Source organism: Streptomyces sp. NPDC001744 (assembly GCF_042892575.1).
Lineage (GTDB): Bacteria > Actinomycetota > Actinomycetes > Streptomycetales > Streptomycetaceae > Streptomyces.
Map to the genome: position 1 here is coordinate 64,314 of NZ_JBIAUG010000020.1, position 18,849 is coordinate 83,162.

Sequence of the window (18,849 nt, forward strand, 5' to 3'; positions counted from 1 at the left end):
GGGAGAAGGGGCCGTGGTCCGTCCGGACCACGGCCCCTTCCGCCGACCGGACACTAACGGCGCTTGCCGCCGCCCTCGCCCAGCAGGCCCGCCTTGCGGAGGGCGTCGGCCATGGCGCTGTTGGCGGGCGCCGGGGCCGCGCCGCGGTCCCGGCCGTTGCCGCCCCGGCCGCCCTGGTCGCCGCGTTCGGCCCGGCGGGGGTCGCCGCCCCCGCCCTGCCGCTGCCGCGGCGGCCGGCCGGAGCGCTCGCCCCGGTCACCGCGCTCGCCCCGGCCGCGTCCGCCCGCCGCCTCCGCGCCCGGCTCGTCGTCGAGGCGCAGCGTCAGCGAGATCCGCTTGCGCGGAACGTCCACGTCGAGGACCTTCACCTTCACCACGTCACCGGGCTTCACCACGTCGCGCGGGTCCTTCACGAAGGTCTTCGACAGCGCGGACACGTGCACCAGACCGTCCTGGTGCACACCGACGTCCACGAACGCCCCGAACGCGGCCACGTTGGTGACGACGCCCTCCAGGACCATTCCGGACGCCAGGTCCCCGATCTTCTCGACGCCCTCCTTGAAGGTGGCCGTCCGGAAGGCCGGACGCGGGTCGCGCCCCGGCTTCTCCAGCTCGCGCAGGATGTCCACCACCGTCGGCAGACCGAAGGTCTCGTCGACGAAGTCGTCCGCCCGCAGCGAGCGGAGCGTGGCCGTGTCGCCGATCAGCGCCGCGACCTCGCCGCCCGTCGTCTTCGCCATCCGGCGCACCACCGGGTACGCCTCCGGGTGCACCGCCGAGGCGTCGAGCGGATCGTCGCCGCCCCGGATGCGCAGGAAGCCCGCGCACTGCTCGTACGCCTTCGGGCCCAGCCGGGCCACGTCCTTGAGCGCCCGGCGGGAGCGGAAGGGACCGTGGGCGTCCCGGTGCGCGACGATGTTCTCGGCGAGACCGGAGCTGATGCCCGAGACGCGCGAGAGCAGCGGCACGGAGGCGGTGTTGACGTCCACCCCGACGCCGTTCACGCAGTCCTCCACCACCGCGTCCAGCGAGCGCGAGAGCTTCACCTCGGCCAGGTCGTGCTGGTACTGGCCGACGCCGATCGACTTCGGGTCGATCTTCACCAGCTCGGCCAGCGGGTCCTGGAGCCGCCGCGCGATGGAGACGGCGCCGCGCAGCGACACGTCCAGCTCGGGCAGTTCCCGCGAGGCGTACGCGGAGGCCGAGTAGACCGAGGCGCCGGCCTCCGAGACCATCACCTTGGTCAGGTTCAGCTCGGGGTGCCGGGAGAGGAGTTCGGCCGCCAGCCTGTCGGTCTCGCGGGAGGCCGTGCCGTTGCCGATCGCGACCAGCTCGACCGCGTGGTCCTTCGCGAGCCGCGCGAGCGTCGCCAGGGACTGGTCCCACTTGTTGGCGGGGACGTGCGGATGGATCGTGTCGGTGGCCACGACCTTGCCGGTCGCGTCGACGACGGCGACCTTCACGCCCGTGCGGAAACCGGGGTCCAGGCCGAGCGTCGTCCGGGTGCCGGCCGGCGCGGCGAGGAGCAGGTCGCGCAGGTTCGCCGCGAAGACCCGGACCGCCTCGTCCTCGGCGGCCGTCCGCAGCCGCAGCCGCAGGTCGATCCCGAGACGGACCAGGATGCGGGTCCGCCAGGCCCAGCGGACCGTGTCCTGGAGCCACTTGTCCCCGGGGCGCCCCCGGTCGGCGACGCCGAAGCGGTGCGCGACGATCCCCTCGTACGAGGAAGGGCCCTCGACGGGCTCCTCCGGCTCCAGGTCCAGGCTGAGGACCTCCTCCTTCTCGCCGCGCAGCATGGCGAGCACCCGGTGCGAGGGCAGCGCCGTGAACGGCTCCGCGAAGTCGAAGTAGTCGGCGAACTTCGCTCCCGGCCCCTCTTCGCTGTCGCCCCGCCCCTCGCGGACCTTCGCCACGAGCCGCCCCCGGCCCCACATGCGCTCGCGCAGCTCGCCGATGAGGTCGGCGTCCTCGGAGAACCTCTCCGCGAGGATCGCCCGCGCGCCCTCCAGGGCCGCCGCCGCGTCCGCCACCCCCTTGTCCGCGTCCACGAAGGCCGCCGCCGCGGCGGCCGGATCCACGGACGGGTCGGAGAGCAGCCCCTCCGCCAGCGGTCCGAGACCGGCCTCGCGGGCGATCTGCGCCTTGGTCCGGCGCTTCGGCTTGAAGGGCAGGTAGATGTCCTCCAGGCGCGCCTTGGTGTCGGCGGCCCGGATGCGGGCCTCCAGCTCCTCCGTCAGCCTGCCCTGCTCGCGCACCGAGTCGAGGACCGCCGACCGGCGCTCCTCCAGTTCGCGCAGGTAGCGCAGCCGCTCCTCCAGGGTGCGGAGCTGCGCGTCGTCGAGCGTCTCGGTCGCTTCCTTGCGGTAGCGCGCGATGAACGGCACGGTCGAACCGCCGTCGAGGAGTTCGACGGCGGCCCGCACCTGTCGCTCGCGTACGCCGAGTTCCTCGGCGATCCTTGCTTCGATGGACGTCGTCACGGTGTCCCGACTCGCCTTCTCGTGCCCTCAAGCTTGCGACTGCATTGTGCCGGGTCGGTCACCCGGACGCGGCAACCGGCCCGCTCCGCGCGTCCCGCGCCGGGCCCGGCCGCCCCGGGGGTCAGTCCTTGCCGACGAGGTCCGCGGGGAAGGCGCCCGCGGCGGCGGCCGCGAAGAGGAAGCCGCGTCCCAGCTCGGTGAGGCGTTCGACGCCGGCCGCGCCGAGGTGCTCGTACGGGGCCGAGTCCAGCCGGTCGGTGTGCTCCTCCAGGTCGGCACGGAGCGCCGTCCCGGCCTCGGTCAGCTCCCCCTCGGCGTCGATCAGGCCGCGGTCGCGCAGCCGGGCCACCGCCCCGTCCCAGTCGACGCGCCGCCAGCCCCGGGAGCCGAGGGCCCAGCGGGGCGCCATGCCCCTGCCGGTGGCGGTGTGGGAGGCGAGGGCCTCGACGGGATCGAGTCCGGCGGAGAGCAGGGCCGCCAGGTGGCCGTCGCCCCGGTGCTCGCGCAGCAGGGTGGCGGCGTGCCAGTAGGCGAGGTGGGGCTCCTCGGGGACCGGCAGGTCGGCGTTGGCCGAGTACAGGGGCCGGGCGTGCCGGGTGCACGCCTCGGCGGCGCGCAGCGCGAGCTCCGCCGCCTCGGCCATCTCCGGGGAGGCGACGGTGTCCTCGCCGAGCAGCCGGCGCAGGGTCGCGTCGGCGGCGCGCAGCCGCGCGGCCAGGACCTCGGCGGGAGAGGCGGTCTCCCAGACGGAGGGCAGGTGCCGGGCGAGCAGCTCGTGGTTGTAGTTGTAGAAGGCCGCGGCGACCGTGCCCGCCCCCACCGCGCCCAGGGGGGCGCTCCGGGCGGCGAGCCGCGTCGCGTTCGGGTCGGTGAGGCCGAGGGCGGCGAGTTCGCGGTCCAGGTCCGGGGAGAAGTAGAGCGTGGAGTGCAGCGGGTTCAACGCGTTGTGGCAGCGGCGTCCGGCGCGCGGAGGCAGGGCAGTCGTCATGTCCTGAACGTTACCGACTGGTCGGTACGACGGGAACGGGCCCGGGCCCTCGAAAACCCCGGCCGGGACCGGCGTGAAGGGGCGCGGGGGCGGCCGGGCGGGCCGTACCGGGGTCAGAGCCCGTACGTGAAGCGGGGCGCGCGCCGCTCCAGGAAGGCGGCGACCCCCTCCGCCGTGTCGTCGCTTGCGCGCGCCCGCTCGGCCCAGTGGGCGTCCCGGTCCAGGCGTCCGTCGGCGAACTCCTTGGCGGCCGCCTGGGTCAGCAGCGAGCGTGAGGCGAGCACCCGGCAGAACGCGTCCACCCGCTCGTCCAGCGCGTCCGCCGGGTGGAGTTCGTCCACGAGCCCGGTCCGCAGGGCCCGCTCCGCGTCGATCAGCTCGCCGGAGAACAGCAGGTACTTGGCGGTCGAGGGGCCCACGAGGGCGGTCAGCCTGCGCGTCGACGAGGACGGGTAGACGATGCCGAGCTTCGCGGGGGTGATCCCGAAGCGCGCACCCTCCTCGGCGAACCGCAGGTCGCAGGCGGCGGCGAGCTGGCTGCCGCCCCCGACGCAGAAGCCCCGGACGGCCGCCAGGGTCGGCTTGGGGAAGGCGGCCAGCGCCTCCTCCGCCCGTACCGCGAGGCTCTGCTGCTCGTCCCCGGGCCGGCGCAGCGACGAGATGTCCGCCCCGGCGCAGAAGGTGTCGCCCTCGCCGGTCAGGACCAGGACCCGGACCGCCGGGTCGGCGGCGAGCCGGTCCAGGACGTCCGGCAGCGCGCGCCACATGCCGGCGGTCATCGCGTTGCGCTTGGCGGCGTGGGAGATGACGACGGTGGCGACCCCGTCCGTGACGCTGTGCCTCAGCTGCGGCTCCATGGGCCGGATGCTATCCGGCCCGTCCGAACACGCGGTCGGGAAGGGCCGCCCCGGGCGCGGCGGCCGGCGTACGGACCGATGGGGTCCGCCCGTGACGGGCCCGCCCGCGTCGGTTTCCGGCCCATTTTCAGAATCCCCAGAAAACGCGCGCGATCAGTCGAACAACTGACATCGGCATGCGCAAGCGATCAGAAGGCGACCGATAAGTATTGACTTCTGGTCAGTAGGCCGGGCCGTCCCCGTGCAGTGCCAAGACTCGATCCGTGGCGAGAATCGAGCACGAGGGTGGAAATCGGACCGTGGGGACCCGCGAGGGCGGCCCCGCCCGTCACCCCTCCTACGAAGGGGTCTGGCGCTTCACCGCTGCCGCGGTCGACGTCTCCGTCCCGCAGGCCCGGCACGCCGTGCGCGACCTGCTGGTCCGCCAGGGCGTCCCCCTCCACGACGAGATCATGGACGGTCTGCTGCTGATCGTCTCCGAGCTGGTCACCAACGCCGTGCGGCACGCGGCGCTGCTGTCCCCCGAGATAGCGGTCGAGGTGGCGATCGGCCCCGAGTGGATCCGGGTGTCCGTCGAGGACAACCACCCCTACCGCCCCAAGGCCCTGGAGGCGGACGCGGGGCAGACCGGCGGCAGGGGCCTGCTCCTGGTCCGCGAGATCGCCCAGGAGGCCGGCGGCGCCTGCGACGTCGAGCACACCGCGAGCGGCGGCAAGATCATCTGGGCGGCGATGCCCCTGGCCCCGGCGGCGCCGGTGCCGGACGCCGTGCCGAGGCGGGGAGGGGGGGCCGCACCGGGGGCCCCCGGGGACGTGCCGAGCCCGGTCACCAGCCCCCGGACGGACCCGTCAGTTCCCTGATGGCCGGACGCGCCGCGTCGAGGACCGTCATGAACCAGGCGGAGAACGGCGCCTCGGCGTGGCGCTCGTCCAGCTCGGCGGCGGTCACGAAGGCGGTGTCCCCGACCTCCTCCGGGTCCGGGCGCGGCTCGGTCCGCACCAGGCCGACGAAGAGGTGGTTGAACTCCTGCTCCACCAGGCCCGAGGCCGGGTCCGGATGGTTGTAGCGGACCGTGCCGGCCTCCGCGAGGAGCGCCGGCGAGACGCCCAGCTCCTCGAAGGTGCGCCGGGCCGCCGCCGCGAACGGCGCCTCGCCCGGGTAGGGGTGGCCGCAGCAGGTGTTCGACCACACGCCGGGGGAGTGGTACTTGCCGAGCGCCCGCCGCTGGAGGAGCAACCGGCCCGACCCGTCGAAGAGGAAGACGGAGAAGGCGCGGTGGAGCAGCCCCGGGGCCCGGTGGGCGGCCAGTTTCTCCGCCGTGCCGATGGTCGTCCCGTCCTCGTCGACCAGTTCGAGCATGATCGGGGCCGGGTCTCCGGACGGCTGGACGCCGTTCGGCGCGATCTCCTGCGAGATCTGAGCCGCGGGGGCTGGTGTGGTCGGCATACCCATCCTTCGCTTCGGTCCTCGGCCCGGTGGGGCCCCCTCAGTCTGCCGCACAAAAGCGGCTTGTCCGTACTTCGGCGGCCGGACGGGGCCGTGCCCACCGCACCGGAGTATTGGTCCGGCACGGTGGGCACGGAAGGGACCGGCCGGGACGCGGGACCCCGGAAGAGGCGGGGCGGGCCGGTGGGGACGAGGGTGCGGGCGGGCCGTGAGCGGCGGACGGGGGACCCGGTTCCTCCCGGAGGGGCGGTCCCCCCGGTCCTCGGAACATGGCCTGATCCCGTACGCGGACACCCGTGCGAACCCGCCCGGGGGCCGCCCTCCCCCGGACGGGTCCGCTCGGGTGCCCCGCCTCAGCCCGCGGCCGGACCGGGTCCGGGGACGGGGCGGGCGCGCCCGTGCGGCGCGGCGGGCCGGAGCGCGAAACCGGCGTACCCGTAGTCGGAACCGTGCTCGCGCCGCAGCGCGATCTCGGCGCGGGCGGCGGCGACCGCCTCGGCCATGCCGGGGACGGCGGTGTCCGCCGCCTCGGCGCGCGCGGCCAGGGGGCCGTAGTACTCGTCCCAGTCGCTCTCCGGCTGCGTGAAGGTGCCCAGGACGCGGTAACCGGCCGCGACCGCCGCCGCCGTGTTCCCGGCGACGGTGCGGAGCGGGTAGTGCTCGTCCCAGAAGGCGCGGGCCGCCGGGCCCGGCTCTCCGGTGGTCCACACGCACTCGGTGAGGAGGAGGGTGCCGCCGGGCGCGAGGAGGCGGCGCCACGCGGCCAGCGCCCGGTCGAAGCCGAGCACGAAGACCGAGCTCTCGGCATGGACGAGGTCGAAGGCGCGGTCGGCGAACGGCGGGGCGCCCATGTCGGCACGGACCGCGCGCACCGCACCGCGGCCCCCGCGGGCGGGGCCGTCGAGACCGCGCGCGGCGGCGGCGCCCCGCAGTTCGGCCAGGAACGGTTCGTGGGTGTCGACGGCGGTCACCTCGGCGCCCGCCTCGGCGGCCAGGAGCAGCGCGGAACGGCCCGGGCCGCAGCCCAGGTCGAGCACGCGCGGACGGGCCGGGAGCGGCCCCGCGAGCGCGAGGAGCCGGCGGGTGGTGGTGTCGGAGCCGGGGCCCTGGCGCGGCAGGCCGTGGTGCAGGGCGAAGAAGGCGTCGTGCAGAGCGTTGTCGGACAACGTGGGAAACCCTTTGAGGAGGGGTCCCGGCCGACGACGTGACGTACCGGTGCGAGGACCGGGATCAGGTCAGCCGGAGACCCGGAGGCTGAGGGACGACCGGGTGCGGCCGCACGGGGGCGGCCTCCATCGCGACGGTCATCCGCCTCAGCTCCTCTCGACGCGCGTTCGGGCGAGAAGACTAACAGAGGCCCGGGGGCCGCCCGGCGGATCGCGGCCGGGCGGCCCCCGGGCGCACCGTCCGGACGGTTCCCGCGGTTCCTGGGGTCTGTCGTCAAGTGATCTTCGGTCGAGGATCATGGTCGGGTGGCATGTCGCCGTGATCCACCAGCCGCGATCACCTGAAGGCACCGTCTAGGAGCGCCGCCGCCGTGCCGTCAGGGCGTAGCAGGCGAGGAGGGCGAGGGTGAAGGCGAGGCCGATGACGGCCGCCTGCCGCATGTCGGGTACCTTCACCGCCGTCGCCGCGACCGCGAGGACGCCGAGCCCCGCGACGACCGCGAGCTTGTCGCCGCCCCGGACGGAGAAGCCGGTGAACTCCCCGGGGTGCGCGGCGCGGTGGCGCCGGAAGGCGACGTACGAGGCCAGGATCAGCAGCCACACCAGCATCACTGCGAAGATCGCGATCGACATCATGATGCCGAAGAGGCCGCTGACGTCGTAGAAGGCGAGCAGGGCCGCGGCCGCGATGCCCAGGGTGGACGCGGCGATCGCGACCACCGGGACGCCCCGGCGGTTGAGCCGGGCCAGCGGCTTCGGCGCGAGGCCGTCGTCGCCGAGCGAGTGGAGCAGCCGGGATGCGCCGTACAGGTGGGCGTTGGCGGCGGACATGGCGGCGATGAGCACGACCGCGTTGGTGACGGTCGCGGCGGCGGGCACGCCGATCTCGGAGAAGACCCGGACGAAGGGGCTCGCCTCGACGCTGCCGTCGCCGTCCGCCATCCGGCGCCACGGGATCAGGGCCAGCACCAGGGTGATGGAGAGCAGGTAGAAGAAGCTGAGTCGCCACGCCAGTTGGCGCATCGCGGTGCGTATGGTGCGCTGTGGATCGGCCGCCTCGGCGGAGGCGATGGCGACGACCTCGAAGCCGGCGTATGCGAACATCACCACGGACATGGCCAGCCAGATCGAGCTCAAGCCGTGGGGGAGGAAGCCGCCGTCGTCGGTGAGGTGCGCGAAGCCGGTGGCCTCGGTGTCCGGCAGCCCGAAGAGGACCAGCAGGGCCGCGCAGAGGATGAAGGCGCACAGGGCCGTCACCTTGACGCTGGAGAGCCAGAACTCGGTGGTGCCGAAGGACTTCACGCTGATCACGTTGACCGCGAGGACGATCGCCGCGACGGCGAGGATCGCCACCGACATCGGCACCGCCGGCCACCACCAGCGGATGTAGAGCGCGGAGGCGACGACCTCGGTGCCGATGACGACGACGGCGCTGAACCAGTACAGCCAGCTGCTGAGGAAGCCGGCCCAGGGGCCCAGGTAGCGGCGGGCGATGGTGCCGAACGAGCCCTGGACGGGGTGGGCGGCGGACATCTCGCCGAGCAGCACGGCGATGATCGCGACGAGGACCGCCCCGATCACGTACGAGACGATCACGGCGGGCCCGGCGACGGACATCGCCGAGCCGGAGCCCAGGAAGAGGCCGGTGCCGAGCGCGGAGCCCAGCCCGATCATGGTGGTCTGCCGGTGGGTGAGCGAGCGGACCAGCCCCTTGCCGGAGCCGGAGCCGGAGTCGGGAGTGGGTCTGGCTCCGTCGGCGGCCGCGGGGGGTGCGGAGTCGCTGGGTGAGGCCATGGCGGTGGGGCCCTTCTGCACGGGGGTGGGCAACGGGGGGCGGGTCAGAACTCGCTGGTGCGGAACGGCTTGGCGGGGGCGTCGAGGTCGGGCTTGCCCAGGACCTTCGACGACAGGGCGTAGATGCCGTGGTTGGTCAGGACCCAGGCGATGTTCCGGTCCCACTCCACGTAGACCCCGTGGGTCTGGTTGCCGTACGCGTAGTCCGCCGTGTCGCGGCCGTACGCCTTCGGCACGAAGTACGCGGAGATCTCCGGGTCGGCCGGGTCCGACACGTCGAAGAACTGCACGCCCGCGTTGTAGAAGCCGTAGCCGAGGACGCCGGCGTCGTGCTTGCCCGGGTTGGTGTAGTAGCCGGTCCGCTTGGGGCCGAAGCTGCCGCGCCGCTGGCAGTAGTCCGTGAAACCGGCCGACTTGGGCGGCACCGGGCGGGGGAGGACGCCGACGACGCGGGGGTTCTTCGGGTCCTTGGCGTCGATCTGGTAGACGTCCTTGTAGGGCTCGTAGCAGTCCTCGGTGAGCGGGTAGCCGGAGTAGTAGATCATTCCGGTCTTCTCGTACTGGGAGACGTCGATGTTGTCGCCCTCGGTGCCCGAGACCGACGCCGGCAGGTCGAGGTGGCTCACGGTCCGCAGGTTCGACGGGTCGGAGACGTCGAGGACCGTCAGGCCGTAGCCGCCCATCGCGGCGAAGGCGTACCGCCCGCCCTTCTCCACGGGCTTGGGGAGGAAGAGCGGCATCCGGGCCCCCATCCAGCTGGTGCGGTTGCCGCAGCGCGGGTTCTTCCGGTACGCCGCGTCCTCCCCGGTGCGCTGCCCCGGCAGGTGCCAGGTGTCGAGGAGCTTCGGGTGCGCCGGGTCGGTCATGTCCCAGGACTGGTAGCCGGCCGAGTGCAGGTTGGTGGGGTACTCGGTGCCGGAGTACGTGTCGTCCGGCGCCGTGGCGATGAACATGTACTTCTCGCCCGTCCAGTACGGCACGTCGATCGACCCGGAGCCCTGCTGCGCCGACGCCGGGTCGCTGCGCAGCGGGTCGGCCTGGGTGGAGTCGGTGGAGACGGTCGCCAGGAGCTTCCAGTCCTTCTTGCGCGGGCCGTCCAGGCGGTACACCTTGAAGCCCTTCAGCCCCGGCTTCTCCCGCAGCTTCCGCACGCCCTCGGGGTTGTTGTACTTGTCGAGCGGCGGGTGGTCGGAGAGTTCGGAGATCTGCCGCTTGCTCTCGAAGCTCTGCACCATGACGTACGCGTTCAGCTTCTTGTTCCACTGGATGGTGGAAGCGCCCCAGTAGTCGTGCGCCGCCCAGTCGCCGTTGGCCCGGCTCTCGTCGCCGCCGACGTCCTCGCGGCTCAGCTTCTCGACGACCCTCACCTTCCGCACGTCGGTGATGTCGTAGACGCGGCCCTCGGAGCGGTCGTACTGGAAGAGGTAGCGGCGCCCGTCGAAGTCGACGACGTTCTGCCAGGTGTGGAAGTAGTCGGGGGTGAATCCGGCGCCCTCGTAGGCCGCTTCGACCTTCATGTTCTTGATGTACGAGCGGGTGTCGTACTCCGCCCTGCGCCCCGGGAAGGGGTGCTCGGACTCCTCGTCGACCGGTGTGAGGGCGGGGTGGCGGAACGTGCCGTCGAGCTGCATCCCGTACGCGCCCGGGTCGGCCTGCCCGGGTCGGCGGTCGGCGCACACCGCGAGGACGTTCGGGTCGGTGGCGGCGGCGGTCGCGGTGTCCGCGCCGGACGCGCCGGGGACGAGCAGGCCGGCGGTGACGGCGGCCGCGGCGACGGTGGCGAGAGCCGTGTTCCTGCGGGTGAAGCGCATCGGACGGTCCTTTCGGGGGCGGGGAGGGAGGGGGCGGCGAGGGCTCAGGTGACGGTGGGACGCTGCTGGAACACGGGCGCGAGATGGGCCCCGGAGGTGACGACGTCGCGCAGCTCGACCACCGCGCGCAGGACGTCGGCGTGCGACACGTACAGGGCGTTGAAGCCGAAGCGGAGCAGGTCGGGGGCACGCATGTCGCCGATCACACCCCGCGCGGTGAGCGCGGCGACCAGCGGGTACGCCTCCGGGTGGCGCAGCGCGACCTGGCTCCCCCGGCGCTCCGGCTCGCGCGGCGTGGCCGCGGTGAAGCCGAGGCCGTCCAGGAGGGCGTCGGCACATTCCTGGAAGAAGCCGGTCAGGGACAGGTTCTTCTTCCTGACGTCGGCCATCTCCACCCCGTCGAAGGCGGTGAGCGCGGCCTCCAGGGCGATCAGGGAGAGCAGCGCGGGCGTGCCGATCCGGGCCCGGGTGATGTCCGCCGCCGGGGTGTACGTCCCCGCCATCGCGAACGGTTCGGCGTGCCCGTGCCAGCCGGTCAGCGGATGGTCGAAGCCCTCCTGGTGGCGGTGGGCGACGTACGCGAACGCCGGGGCGCCCGGCCCGCCCGACAGGTACTTGTAGCCGCAGCCGACCGCGAAGTCGGCCTCCACCGCGTCGAGTCCGACCGGCAGGGCGCCCGCCGCGTGGCACAGGTCCCAGTGCATCAGGGCCCCGGCGGCGTGCGCGGCGGCGGTGAGCGCGGCCATGTCGTACAGCTCGCCGGTGCGGTAGTCGACCGGCGCGTACGCGGCGACGGCGACGTTCCCCGTCTCGGCGGCGAGCACGGCGGCGGCGTCCCGGGCCGGCACCCGGCGGACGTCGAGGCCGAGGAGCCGGCCCACCGAGTCGGCGATGTACTGGTCGGTGGGGAAGTGGTCCGGGTCGGTCAGCAGCAGTCGGCGGCCGGGGCGCAGCCGGGCGGCGGCCAGCAGGGTGTTGAAGAGCTGGACGCTGGTCGAGTCCCCGGCGACGACCTGCCCGGGGGCGGCGCCGACCAGCCGGCCGATCGCGTCGCCGGTCCGCACCGGCGCCTCCCACCAGCCGTTGCCGTTCCAGGAGCGGATCAGGTCGGTGCCCCACTGGCGGTGCACGGCGTCCTCGACGGCCGCCGGGACGGCGGCGGGCAGGGCGCCGAGGGAGTTGCCGTCGAGGTAGACGACCCCGTCGGGGAGGAGGAAGCGGTCCCGGACGGCGGCGAGCGGGTCGGAGGCGTCCAGGGCGGCGGCACGGGTGGTGAGGCCGGTGGGGCGGATGGGGTCGGTCAGCATGCGGGAGCTCCGTGGTCGGGGGAGGGAGAGGCGGCGGTCCGGGCGAGGTCGAGGGCGATGTCGGTGAGCAGGTCCTCCTGCCCGCCGACCAGCCGCCGTCGGCCCGCCTCGACGAGGAGGTCCCGGGTGTCCAGGCCGTGGCGGGCGGCCGTCGTCTCCGCGTGCCGCAGGAAGCTGGAGTACACCCCCGCGTAGCCGAGCGTCAGCGTCTCCCGGTCGACCCGCACGGGTCGGTCCTGGGTCGGCCGGACCAGCTCCTCGGCCGCGTCCATCAGGGGGAAGAGCGCGCAGCCGTGCTCCAGGCCCATCAGGTCGAGGACCGCCACCACCGGCTCCAGCGGCGCGTTGCCCGCGCCCGCGCCCTGCCCGGCGAGGGAGGCGTCGACGCGGTGGGCGCCGGCCTCCACCGCGACGATGCTGTTGGCGACGCCGAGGCCGAGGTTGTGGTGGGCGTGGATGCCGATCTCGGTGGCCGGGTCGAGCGCGTCGCGGTAGGCCCGGACCCGGTCCCGCACGCCGTCCATCGTCAGCCGGCCGCCGGAGTCCGTGACGTACACGCAGTGCGCGCCGTACGACTCCATCAGCCGTGCCTGCACGGCCAGTTCGGCGGGCGGGGCGAGGTGGGACATCATCAGGAAGCCGGAGACGTCCATGCCCAGTTCGCGGGCGAGCGCGATGTGCTGGGCGGAGACGTCCGCCTCGGTGCAGTGGGTGGCGACGCGGACGGAGGTGACGCCGAGCGCGTGGGCGCGGCGCAGGTCGGCGGCGGTGCCGATGCCGGGCAGCAGCAGAGTGGTGAGCCGGGCCCGGTCGAGGACCTCGGCCGCCGCCTCCAGCCACTCCCAGTCGGTGTGGGCGCCGGGGCCGTAGGTGACGGAGGAGCCGGAGAGGCCGTCGCCGTGGGCGACCTCCACGGCATCCACGCCGGCCGCCTCCAGGGCGGCGGCGATCGCCCGTACCTGGTCGAGGGTGTAGCGGTGGGATACGGCGTGCATGCCGTCCCGCAGGGTGACGTCCTGGACGTAGACCCGGGTCATCGGCCCGTGCTCCGTTCGGCCAGGCGCTCGGCGGTGCGCAGCGCGGCGGCGGTCATGATGTCGAGGTTCCCGGCGTAGGCGGGGAGGTAGTGGGCGGCGCCCTCGACCTCCAGGTAGACGGAGACGAGCAGGCGGGCCCCGCCGCCGAGCCGGACCAGCGGGTCGTCGGCGGCGAGCGTCCGGAACTGCGGCTCCTGCTTGAGCCGGTAGCCGGGGACGTACGCGGCGACGGCGGCGGCCGTCGCGCGCACCGACGCGGCGATCCGGCCGGTGTCGGCGTCGTCGACGAGGCAGTGCACGGTGTCCCGCATGAGCAGCGCCGGTTCGGCCGGGTTGAGGACGATGATCGCCTTGCCCCGGGCCGCGCCGCCGACCCGCTCCAGGGCGCGGGAGGTCGTCTCGGTGAACTCGTCGATGTTGGCCCGGGTACCCGGCCCGGCGGACCGGGAGGCGATCGAGGCGACGATCTCCGCGTAGTGCACGGGGGTGACGGCGGCGACGGCGGCGACGACCGGCACGGTGGCCTGCCCGCCGCAGGTGACCATGTTGAGGTTCTTCGCGTCCAGGTGCTCGTCGAGGTTGACGGGCGGGACGACGTACGGGCCGATGGCCGCCGGGGTGAGGTCGATCAGGGTCTTCCCGTACGGGGCGAGCGCGGCGGCGTTGCGGTGGTGGGCGGCGGCCGAGGTGGCGTCGAAGACGACGTCGATCCCGTCGAAGCCGTCCATGGCGATCAGCCCGGCGACGCCGTCGGAGCTGGTCGGCACGCCGAGCCGGCGGGCCCGCGCGAGCCCGTCCGAGTCCGGGTCGATGCCGATCATCGCGGCGGCGGTCACGAGCCCCGAGCCGCGGATCATCTTGATGAGGAGATCGGTGCCGATGTTGCCCGATCCGATGACGGCGGCCTTCACCGCACGGCCTCCTTCAGCAGGGGGGTCAGTCCGAAGAAGCGGACGGCGTTGCCGCCGAGGACGGCCTCCCGCTCGGCGGGGGCCAGGCCGCTCTCCCGCACCAGCCGGCCGATGGACTCCTCGCCCAGCGGGAACGGGTGGTCGGAGCCGAGCAGCACCCGCTCCGCGCCCATCACGTCCACCAGGAGCCGCAGCGCCCCCGGGTCGAAGACGGCCGAGTCCACGGCGAAGCGCTCGGTGTAGTACGACGGCGGGTGCGGGCTGTCGGCGCGCACGATGTCCCGCCGGTGCCAGGCGTTCTCCGCCCGGCCCAGCAGGTACGGGAAGCTGCCGCCGCCGTGCGCGAACAGCAGTCGCAGCGACGCCGGGAGCCGCTCGAAGGCGCCGGAGAGGATCAGCGACAGGATCGTCAGGTGCGTCTCGCCCGCCATCCCCGCCAGCCAGGCCAGCATGTAGCGGGAGTGGCGCGGCCCGGCCGGCAGGTCCCACGGGTGGACCAGGACGGCCGCGTCCTCGTGCGCGCAGTGCGCGAGGAATTCGAGGAGGGCGCCGTCGTCGAGGTCGCGGTCGCCGAGGTGGTTGCCGATGTGGACGCCGTGGAAGCCCTCCCGCATCGCCTCGGTGACCATCGCGCAGGCCGCCTCGGTGTCCTGGAGCGGCACCTGGCACAGCGGGGCCAGCCGGCCGGGGGCGTGCGCGGCGTACCGCAGCAGGTGCCCGTTGACGCTCCGGCACCAGTCGGCGGCCCGCGCCGCCTCCAGGCCGTAGCCGAACAGCAGCGGCGTGCTGGACAGCACCTGCACGTCCACCCCGAGCCGGTCGAGGTCGGCGACCCGGGCGGCCGGGTCCCACAGGGTACGGCGCACCGGCCGGTACTCGGCGGCCCCGGCCATCATCATTCCGGCGTCGGGGCCGTCCGTGGTGCGCAGCCACGGGCCGTCCTCGGAGCCGGTGATCCGGCGCGACTCGGCGCGGCCGATCTCGGGGAAGACGTGCGCGTGGACGTCGACGACGGTCATGCGCCGCCCGCCTCGTCGCGCCGGGTGCGGGGCCGCAGCCCCTGGGGCCAGTCCTTGCCCGGGTGGAGGGCGCCGCAGTGCCCGCAGGTGCGGGCGGCCTCGTCGGCGTAGAAGGCGGAGAAGACCGGCGGCAGGTCGTCCACGATCGAGGTGAGCCGCACCTCGCTGCGGTGCACCAGGTGGTGGCACTCGATGCAGTACCACTCGAAGGCGTCGCGGTGGCCCTGCGGCCGCGCGAACTCGACGACCAGGCCGACGCTGTCCTCCTCCGGCCGCTGCGGGGAGTGCCGCAGGTGCGCCGGGGCGAGGAAGACGTCGCCCTCACGGATGTGGATGTCGCGCGGCGGCCGGCCCTCCTCCTCCATGACGCGGAGCACCATGTCGCCCTTGAGCTGGTAGAAGAACTCCTCGATGGGGTCGTCGTGGAAGTCGGTGCGGCGGTTGGGGCCGCCGACGACCGTCACCATCAGGTCGGCGTCCTGCCAGATCTGCACGTTGCCGACGGGCGGCTTCAGCAGGTGGCGGTGCTCCTCGATCCACGCCTGGAGGTTGAACGGTCTCATCGTCATCGCTGCTGTTCCTTGTCCTGCGGGAGATGGGCCACCGCGCTGATCTCGATCAGCAGGTGGGGATGGGGGAGCTGGTGGACGGCGACGGTGGTCCGGGTCGGCCCGGTCTCGTCGAAGTACTCGGCGTAGACCTCGTTGTAGCCGCCGAAGTCGTTCATGCTGACCAGGTAGGCGGTCACCGACACCAGGTCGTCCAGACCGCCGCCGGCGGCGGCCAGGATGGCCGCGATGTTGTCGAGGACCGCCCGGGTCTGGGCCCGGATGTCGAGGTCGGTGACGCCCATCGGGTCGGCGCTCGCCCCGGTGAAGCCGCCGTCCGGGCGGCGGGAGCTCGTACCGGAGACGAAGACCAGGTCGCCCGCGCGCCGCAGGTGCGGGAACCGGCCGCGCGGCGGGGCCGCGCCGGGGACGATCACGCCGCCTCCCCGGTGGTGAGGCCGACGGAGCCGAGCCGGGCCACTGCGGCCCGCACGTGCGTCCCCGGCGGCAGCGGTACGGCGGCGGTCGCCGCCCCGGCGAGGACGACCGTCCCCGGGGCGAGCGGGCCGGCCAGCCGGGCGGCGGCGGCCAGCGCGCGCAGCGGGTCGCCGAGGATCGCGGCCGTCGAACCGGTCTCGGCCGGGTGGCCGTCCACCTCCAGCACCACGCCCAGGTTGGCCAGCGACCGCAGGCCGCCCAGCCCGGCCGCCGGGGTCCAGGGGCCGAGCGCGTACCCGGCGGCGGAGGTGTTGTCCGCGATCACCTCCGGCAGTGAGAAGCGGAAGCCGTCGTAGCGGGAGTCGATGACCTCCAGCGCGGGGGCGACGGCCGCGACCGCCGCCGCCGGATCGCCGCCGGGGGCGAGGACCGAGCCGAGCAGGAAGGCGATCTCGGGCTCCACCCGGGGGTGGATCAGACCGGAGACGTCGTACCGCCCCCCGTCCGGGATCTCCATCCGGTCCGTCAGCCGCCCGTGGATCAGGTCGGAGACGCCCATCTGCCGCATCTTCGCGGCGCTGGTGAAGCCCAGCTTCACGCCGGTGGGCCGCTCGCCCCGGGCGTACCGCCGCGCCAGCAGCGCCTCCTGCACGGCGTACGCCTCCGCCGGGTCGGTCAGGCCGCTGCCGCCGCCGGGCAGCGGGTGCGCCTCCCGGGCGGCCGTGTCCAGCGCCTCCGCCAGCGCCGCCGCGTCCGTCGGGTTCATCGGGGGTCTCCTTCCCCGGTGGCGCGCCCGAAGGCCGCGCGCACCGAACCGAGCCCGTCGATACGGGCCTCCAGCACGTCGCCCGGCGCCACGGCCGTCATCGGCCCGAGCGCCCCCGTGAGCACGGTGTCCCCGGCCCGCAGCGGCCGGCCCAGCCGGACGAGGGTGTCGGCCAGCCAGACGGCGGCGTGCAGCGGGTGACCGAGGCAGGCGACGCCCGCGCCGGTGGAGACGGGCTCGCCCCGCCGTTCCAGGGCCATCCCCGCGGTCCGCAGGTCCACGTCCCGCAGGAGCACCGGACGGGTGCCGAGGACGTACGCCCCGCTGGAGGCGTTGTCGGCGATCGTGTCCACGGCGGTGATGTCCCAGTCGCGGATCCGGCTGCCGACCACCTCGACGGCGGGCAGCGCGAAGGCGGTCGCCCGGATCACGTCGGCCACCGTGTGCCGCTCGTGCCCGAGGTCCTGCTCCAGGACGAGCGCCACCTCGGCCTCGGCCTTCGGCTGGAGCACCGCCCCCCAGGGCAGCTCCGCGCCGTCCGGCACGGCGGTGTCGTCGAACAGGGCCCCGAAGTCCGGGGTGTCGACGCCCAGCTGCCGCTGCACGGCGGGCGAGGTCAGACCGACCTTCCAGCCGGTGATCCGGCGGCCCCCGGTCAGCCGGCGTTCGGTCAGCAGGGACTGCACGGCGTAGGCCGCGTCCAGGTCGCCCGCCGGCAGCAGGTCCCGCACCGGGGCGCACGGCACGCCGGTGCGCCGGGCCCGGTCCAGGCGCTCGGCGGCGGCCTCCACCACCGTGTTCTCGGGGCTCTTCACAGCTTCACGCACACATTCATCGGCTCGGAGAAGAAGTCCAGGGAGTGGTCGCCGCCCTCGCGCCCGATGCCGGACGCCTTCACCCCGCCGAACGGGGTGCGCAGGTCGCGCAGGTTCCAGGTGTTGACCCAGGCGATGCCGACGTCGAGCGCCGGGGCGACCCGGTGGGCGCGGCGCACGTCGCCGGTCCACACCGTGCCGGCCAGGCCGTACGGACCGGCGTTGGCGAGGGCGAGCGCCTCCTCCTCGGTGTCGAACGGCGCCAGGTGCACGACCGGGCCGAAGATCTCGTCCCGTACCGCCGGATGGTCCTCGGGCAGGCCGGTCAGCACGGTCGGCTCCACCCAGAAGCCGCCGTCCCGCTCGTCGCCGAAGCGCGGCACCCCGCCGCCCGCCAGCACCTCGCCGCCGTCGGCGGCGGCCCGTTCCAGGTGGCCCAGGACCTTGTCGCGGTGGGCGGCCGACACCATCGGGCCGTAGCCGGACAGCTCCTTCGCCCCGGCGGCCAGCGCCGCGGCGAACGCGTCGAACACCGGCCGCTCCACGTACACCCGCTCGGTGCACAGGCAGACCTGACCGCTGTGGGTGAAGGACGACCGCAGCGTGCCCGCCACCGCCTCCTCCAGGTCCGCGTCGGCGAAGACGAGGCCGGCGTTCTTGCCTCCGAGCTCGAAGGAGACCGGCGCGAGCCGGGCCGCCGCCGCCCGCATGATCGTGGAGCCGGTGCGGGACTCGCCGGTGAAGGCGATGGCGTCCACCCCGGGGTGCTCGGTCAGCCACTGGCCGGCCGCGTCCGCGCCCCGCCCGTGCACCAGGTTGAACACGCCCGCCGGGACGCCCGCCTCGGCCATCACCTCGGCCAGCAGGCAGGCCGTGCCGGGGGTGAGTTCGGACGGCTTGGCGACGACCGTGTTGCCGGTGGCGAGGGCCGGCGCGACCTTCCAGGTGAGCAGCAGCAGCGGCAGGTTCCACGGCGAGATCACCGCCACGACGCCGAGCGGCTTGTGCACCGTGTAGTTCAGCGCGCCCCGCCCGTCGGGCGTCGGGGTGTGCCAGGACCTCTCGCTCCGCGCGGCCAGCAGATCCGCGTAGGAGCGAAAATTGGCCACCGCGCGCGGGATGTCCACCGTCGAGGCCAGCTCCCGGGGCTTGCCCGTGTCGGCGCACTCGGCGGCGGTGAACTCCTCGAAGCGCGCCTCGATCCCGTCGGCGATCCGGTGCAACAGCCGCGAGCGCTCCGCCGGGCTCCACGCGGCCCACGGCCCGCGCAGCGCCTCGCGGGCCGCCCCCACCGCCCGGTCGACCAGCTCCCGCGACGCCTCCGGCACCGCGCCGGCGGTGCGCCCGGTGACCGGGTCGACGAGCGGGAACGGCACGCCGGACGCGTCGAACCCGCCTCCTACGTAATGCCGCACGGGTGAACTCACCTTGCAGACCTCCGTTGCTGAGCCGGGGACTGTCCGAAA

16 protein-coding genes and 1 pseudogene are annotated in these 18,849 nt (G+C 74.3%); 1 reads left to right on the forward strand and 16 read right to left on the reverse strand.

From position 1 onward, the window contains the following. Positions 1–53: 53 nt before the first annotated feature. From ACFYZY_RS22895 to ACFYZY_RS22905, 3 genes are all read right to left on the reverse strand, one after another. Complete coding sequence (locus ACFYZY_RS22895) at positions 54–2,480, reverse strand: Tex family protein (protein ID WP_388697116.1); 2,427 nt, start codon at positions 2,478–2,480, stop codon at positions 54–56. Positions 2,481–2,601: 121 nt separating this feature from the next. Next, complete coding sequence (locus ACFYZY_RS22900) at positions 2,602–3,468, reverse strand: hypothetical protein (RefSeq protein ID WP_388697119.1); 867 nt, start codon at positions 3,466–3,468, stop codon at positions 2,602–2,604. 113 nt (positions 3,469–3,581) lie between these two features. Then, on the reverse strand, positions 3,582–4,325 hold the full coding sequence (locus ACFYZY_RS22905; protein WP_388697121.1) for an enoyl-CoA hydratase/isomerase family protein: 744 nt from the start codon (positions 4,323–4,325) through the stop codon (positions 3,582–3,584). Between the two features lie 299 nt (positions 4,326–4,624). Between ACFYZY_RS22905 and ACFYZY_RS22910 the strand changes: the two genes are divergently transcribed. Beyond that, positions 4,625–5,185: an ATP-binding protein gene (locus ACFYZY_RS22910; RefSeq protein WP_388697124.1), complete on the forward strand. Its 561-nt coding sequence runs from the start codon at positions 4,625–4,627 to the stop codon at positions 5,183–5,185. Here ACFYZY_RS22910 and idi read toward each other — a convergent pair. The 13 genes and pseudogenes from idi to ACFYZY_RS22975 form a co-directional block, all read right to left on the reverse strand. Next, complete coding sequence (gene idi / locus ACFYZY_RS22915; protein WP_388697126.1) at positions 5,151–5,771, reverse strand: isopentenyl-diphosphate Delta-isomerase; 621 nt, start codon at positions 5,769–5,771, stop codon at positions 5,151–5,153. The two genes, ACFYZY_RS22910 and idi, sit on opposite strands and share 35 nt — an antisense overlap. Before the next feature lie 383 nt (positions 5,772–6,154). After that, positions 6,155–6,937: pseudogene (locus tag ACFYZY_RS22920) on the reverse strand (class I SAM-dependent methyltransferase); the annotation flags it as partial. A gap of 354 nt (positions 6,938–7,291) precedes the next feature. Then, complete coding sequence (locus ACFYZY_RS22925; RefSeq protein WP_388697128.1) at positions 7,292–8,731, reverse strand: amino acid permease; 1,440 nt, start codon at positions 8,729–8,731, stop codon at positions 7,292–7,294. A 44-nt stretch (positions 8,732–8,775) separates the two neighbouring features. After that, positions 8,776–10,542 carry a hypothetical protein gene (locus ACFYZY_RS22930; protein WP_388697131.1) on the reverse strand — a complete coding sequence of 589 codons (1,767 nt, stop codon included), beginning with the start codon at positions 10,540–10,542 and terminating at the stop codon, positions 8,776–8,778. A 44-nt stretch (positions 10,543–10,586) separates the two neighbouring features. Continuing rightward, positions 10,587–11,849 carry a kynureninase gene (gene kynU, locus ACFYZY_RS22935; protein WP_388697134.1) on the reverse strand — a complete coding sequence of 421 codons (1,263 nt, stop codon included), beginning with the start codon at positions 11,847–11,849 and terminating at the stop codon, positions 10,587–10,589. Next, positions 11,843–12,886, reverse strand: a complete 1,044-nt coding sequence (dmpG, locus tag ACFYZY_RS22940; protein WP_388697136.1) for a 4-hydroxy-2-oxovalerate aldolase — start codon at positions 12,884–12,886, stop codon at positions 11,843–11,845. The genes kynU and dmpG overlap by 7 nt, the downstream gene beginning before the upstream one ends. Then, positions 12,883–13,797 (reverse strand): acetaldehyde dehydrogenase (acetylating), encoded by a 915-nt coding sequence (locus tag ACFYZY_RS22945; protein WP_388697139.1) that lies wholly within the window; start codon positions 13,795–13,797, stop codon positions 12,883–12,885. The genes dmpG and ACFYZY_RS22945 overlap by 4 nt, the downstream gene beginning before the upstream one ends. Continuing rightward, complete coding sequence (locus ACFYZY_RS22950) at positions 13,794–14,816, reverse strand: amidohydrolase family protein (RefSeq protein ID WP_388697141.1); 1,023 nt, start codon at positions 14,814–14,816, stop codon at positions 13,794–13,796. Before ACFYZY_RS22950 ends, ACFYZY_RS22945 begins: the two co-directional genes overlap by 4 nt. After that, positions 14,813–15,385 (reverse strand): 3-hydroxyanthranilate 3,4-dioxygenase, encoded by a 573-nt coding sequence (locus tag ACFYZY_RS22955; RefSeq protein WP_388697144.1) that lies wholly within the window; start codon positions 15,383–15,385, stop codon positions 14,813–14,815. Before ACFYZY_RS22955 ends, ACFYZY_RS22950 begins: the two co-directional genes overlap by 4 nt. Then, positions 15,382–15,801, reverse strand: coding sequence for a RidA family protein (locus ACFYZY_RS22960; protein ID WP_388697147.1), 420 nt, complete (start codon positions 15,799–15,801; stop codon positions 15,382–15,384). The genes ACFYZY_RS22955 and ACFYZY_RS22960 overlap by 4 nt, the downstream gene beginning before the upstream one ends. Beyond that, positions 15,798–16,568, reverse strand: coding sequence for a 2-keto-4-pentenoate hydratase (locus ACFYZY_RS22965; RefSeq protein ID WP_388697150.1), 771 nt, complete (start codon positions 16,566–16,568; stop codon positions 15,798–15,800). Before ACFYZY_RS22965 ends, ACFYZY_RS22960 begins: the two co-directional genes overlap by 4 nt. Beyond that, a complete protein-coding gene (locus ACFYZY_RS22970) occupies positions 16,565–17,395 on the reverse strand; it encodes a 2-keto-4-pentenoate hydratase (RefSeq protein ID WP_388697152.1) in 831 nt (276 codons plus the stop codon). The genes ACFYZY_RS22965 and ACFYZY_RS22970 overlap by 4 nt, the downstream gene beginning before the upstream one ends. Beyond that, positions 17,380–18,798, reverse strand: a complete 1,419-nt coding sequence (locus ACFYZY_RS22975; protein WP_388697155.1) for a 2-hydroxymuconic semialdehyde dehydrogenase — start codon at positions 18,796–18,798, stop codon at positions 17,380–17,382. Before ACFYZY_RS22975 ends, ACFYZY_RS22970 begins: the two co-directional genes overlap by 16 nt. Between the last annotated feature and the right edge of the window lie 51 nt (positions 18,799–18,849).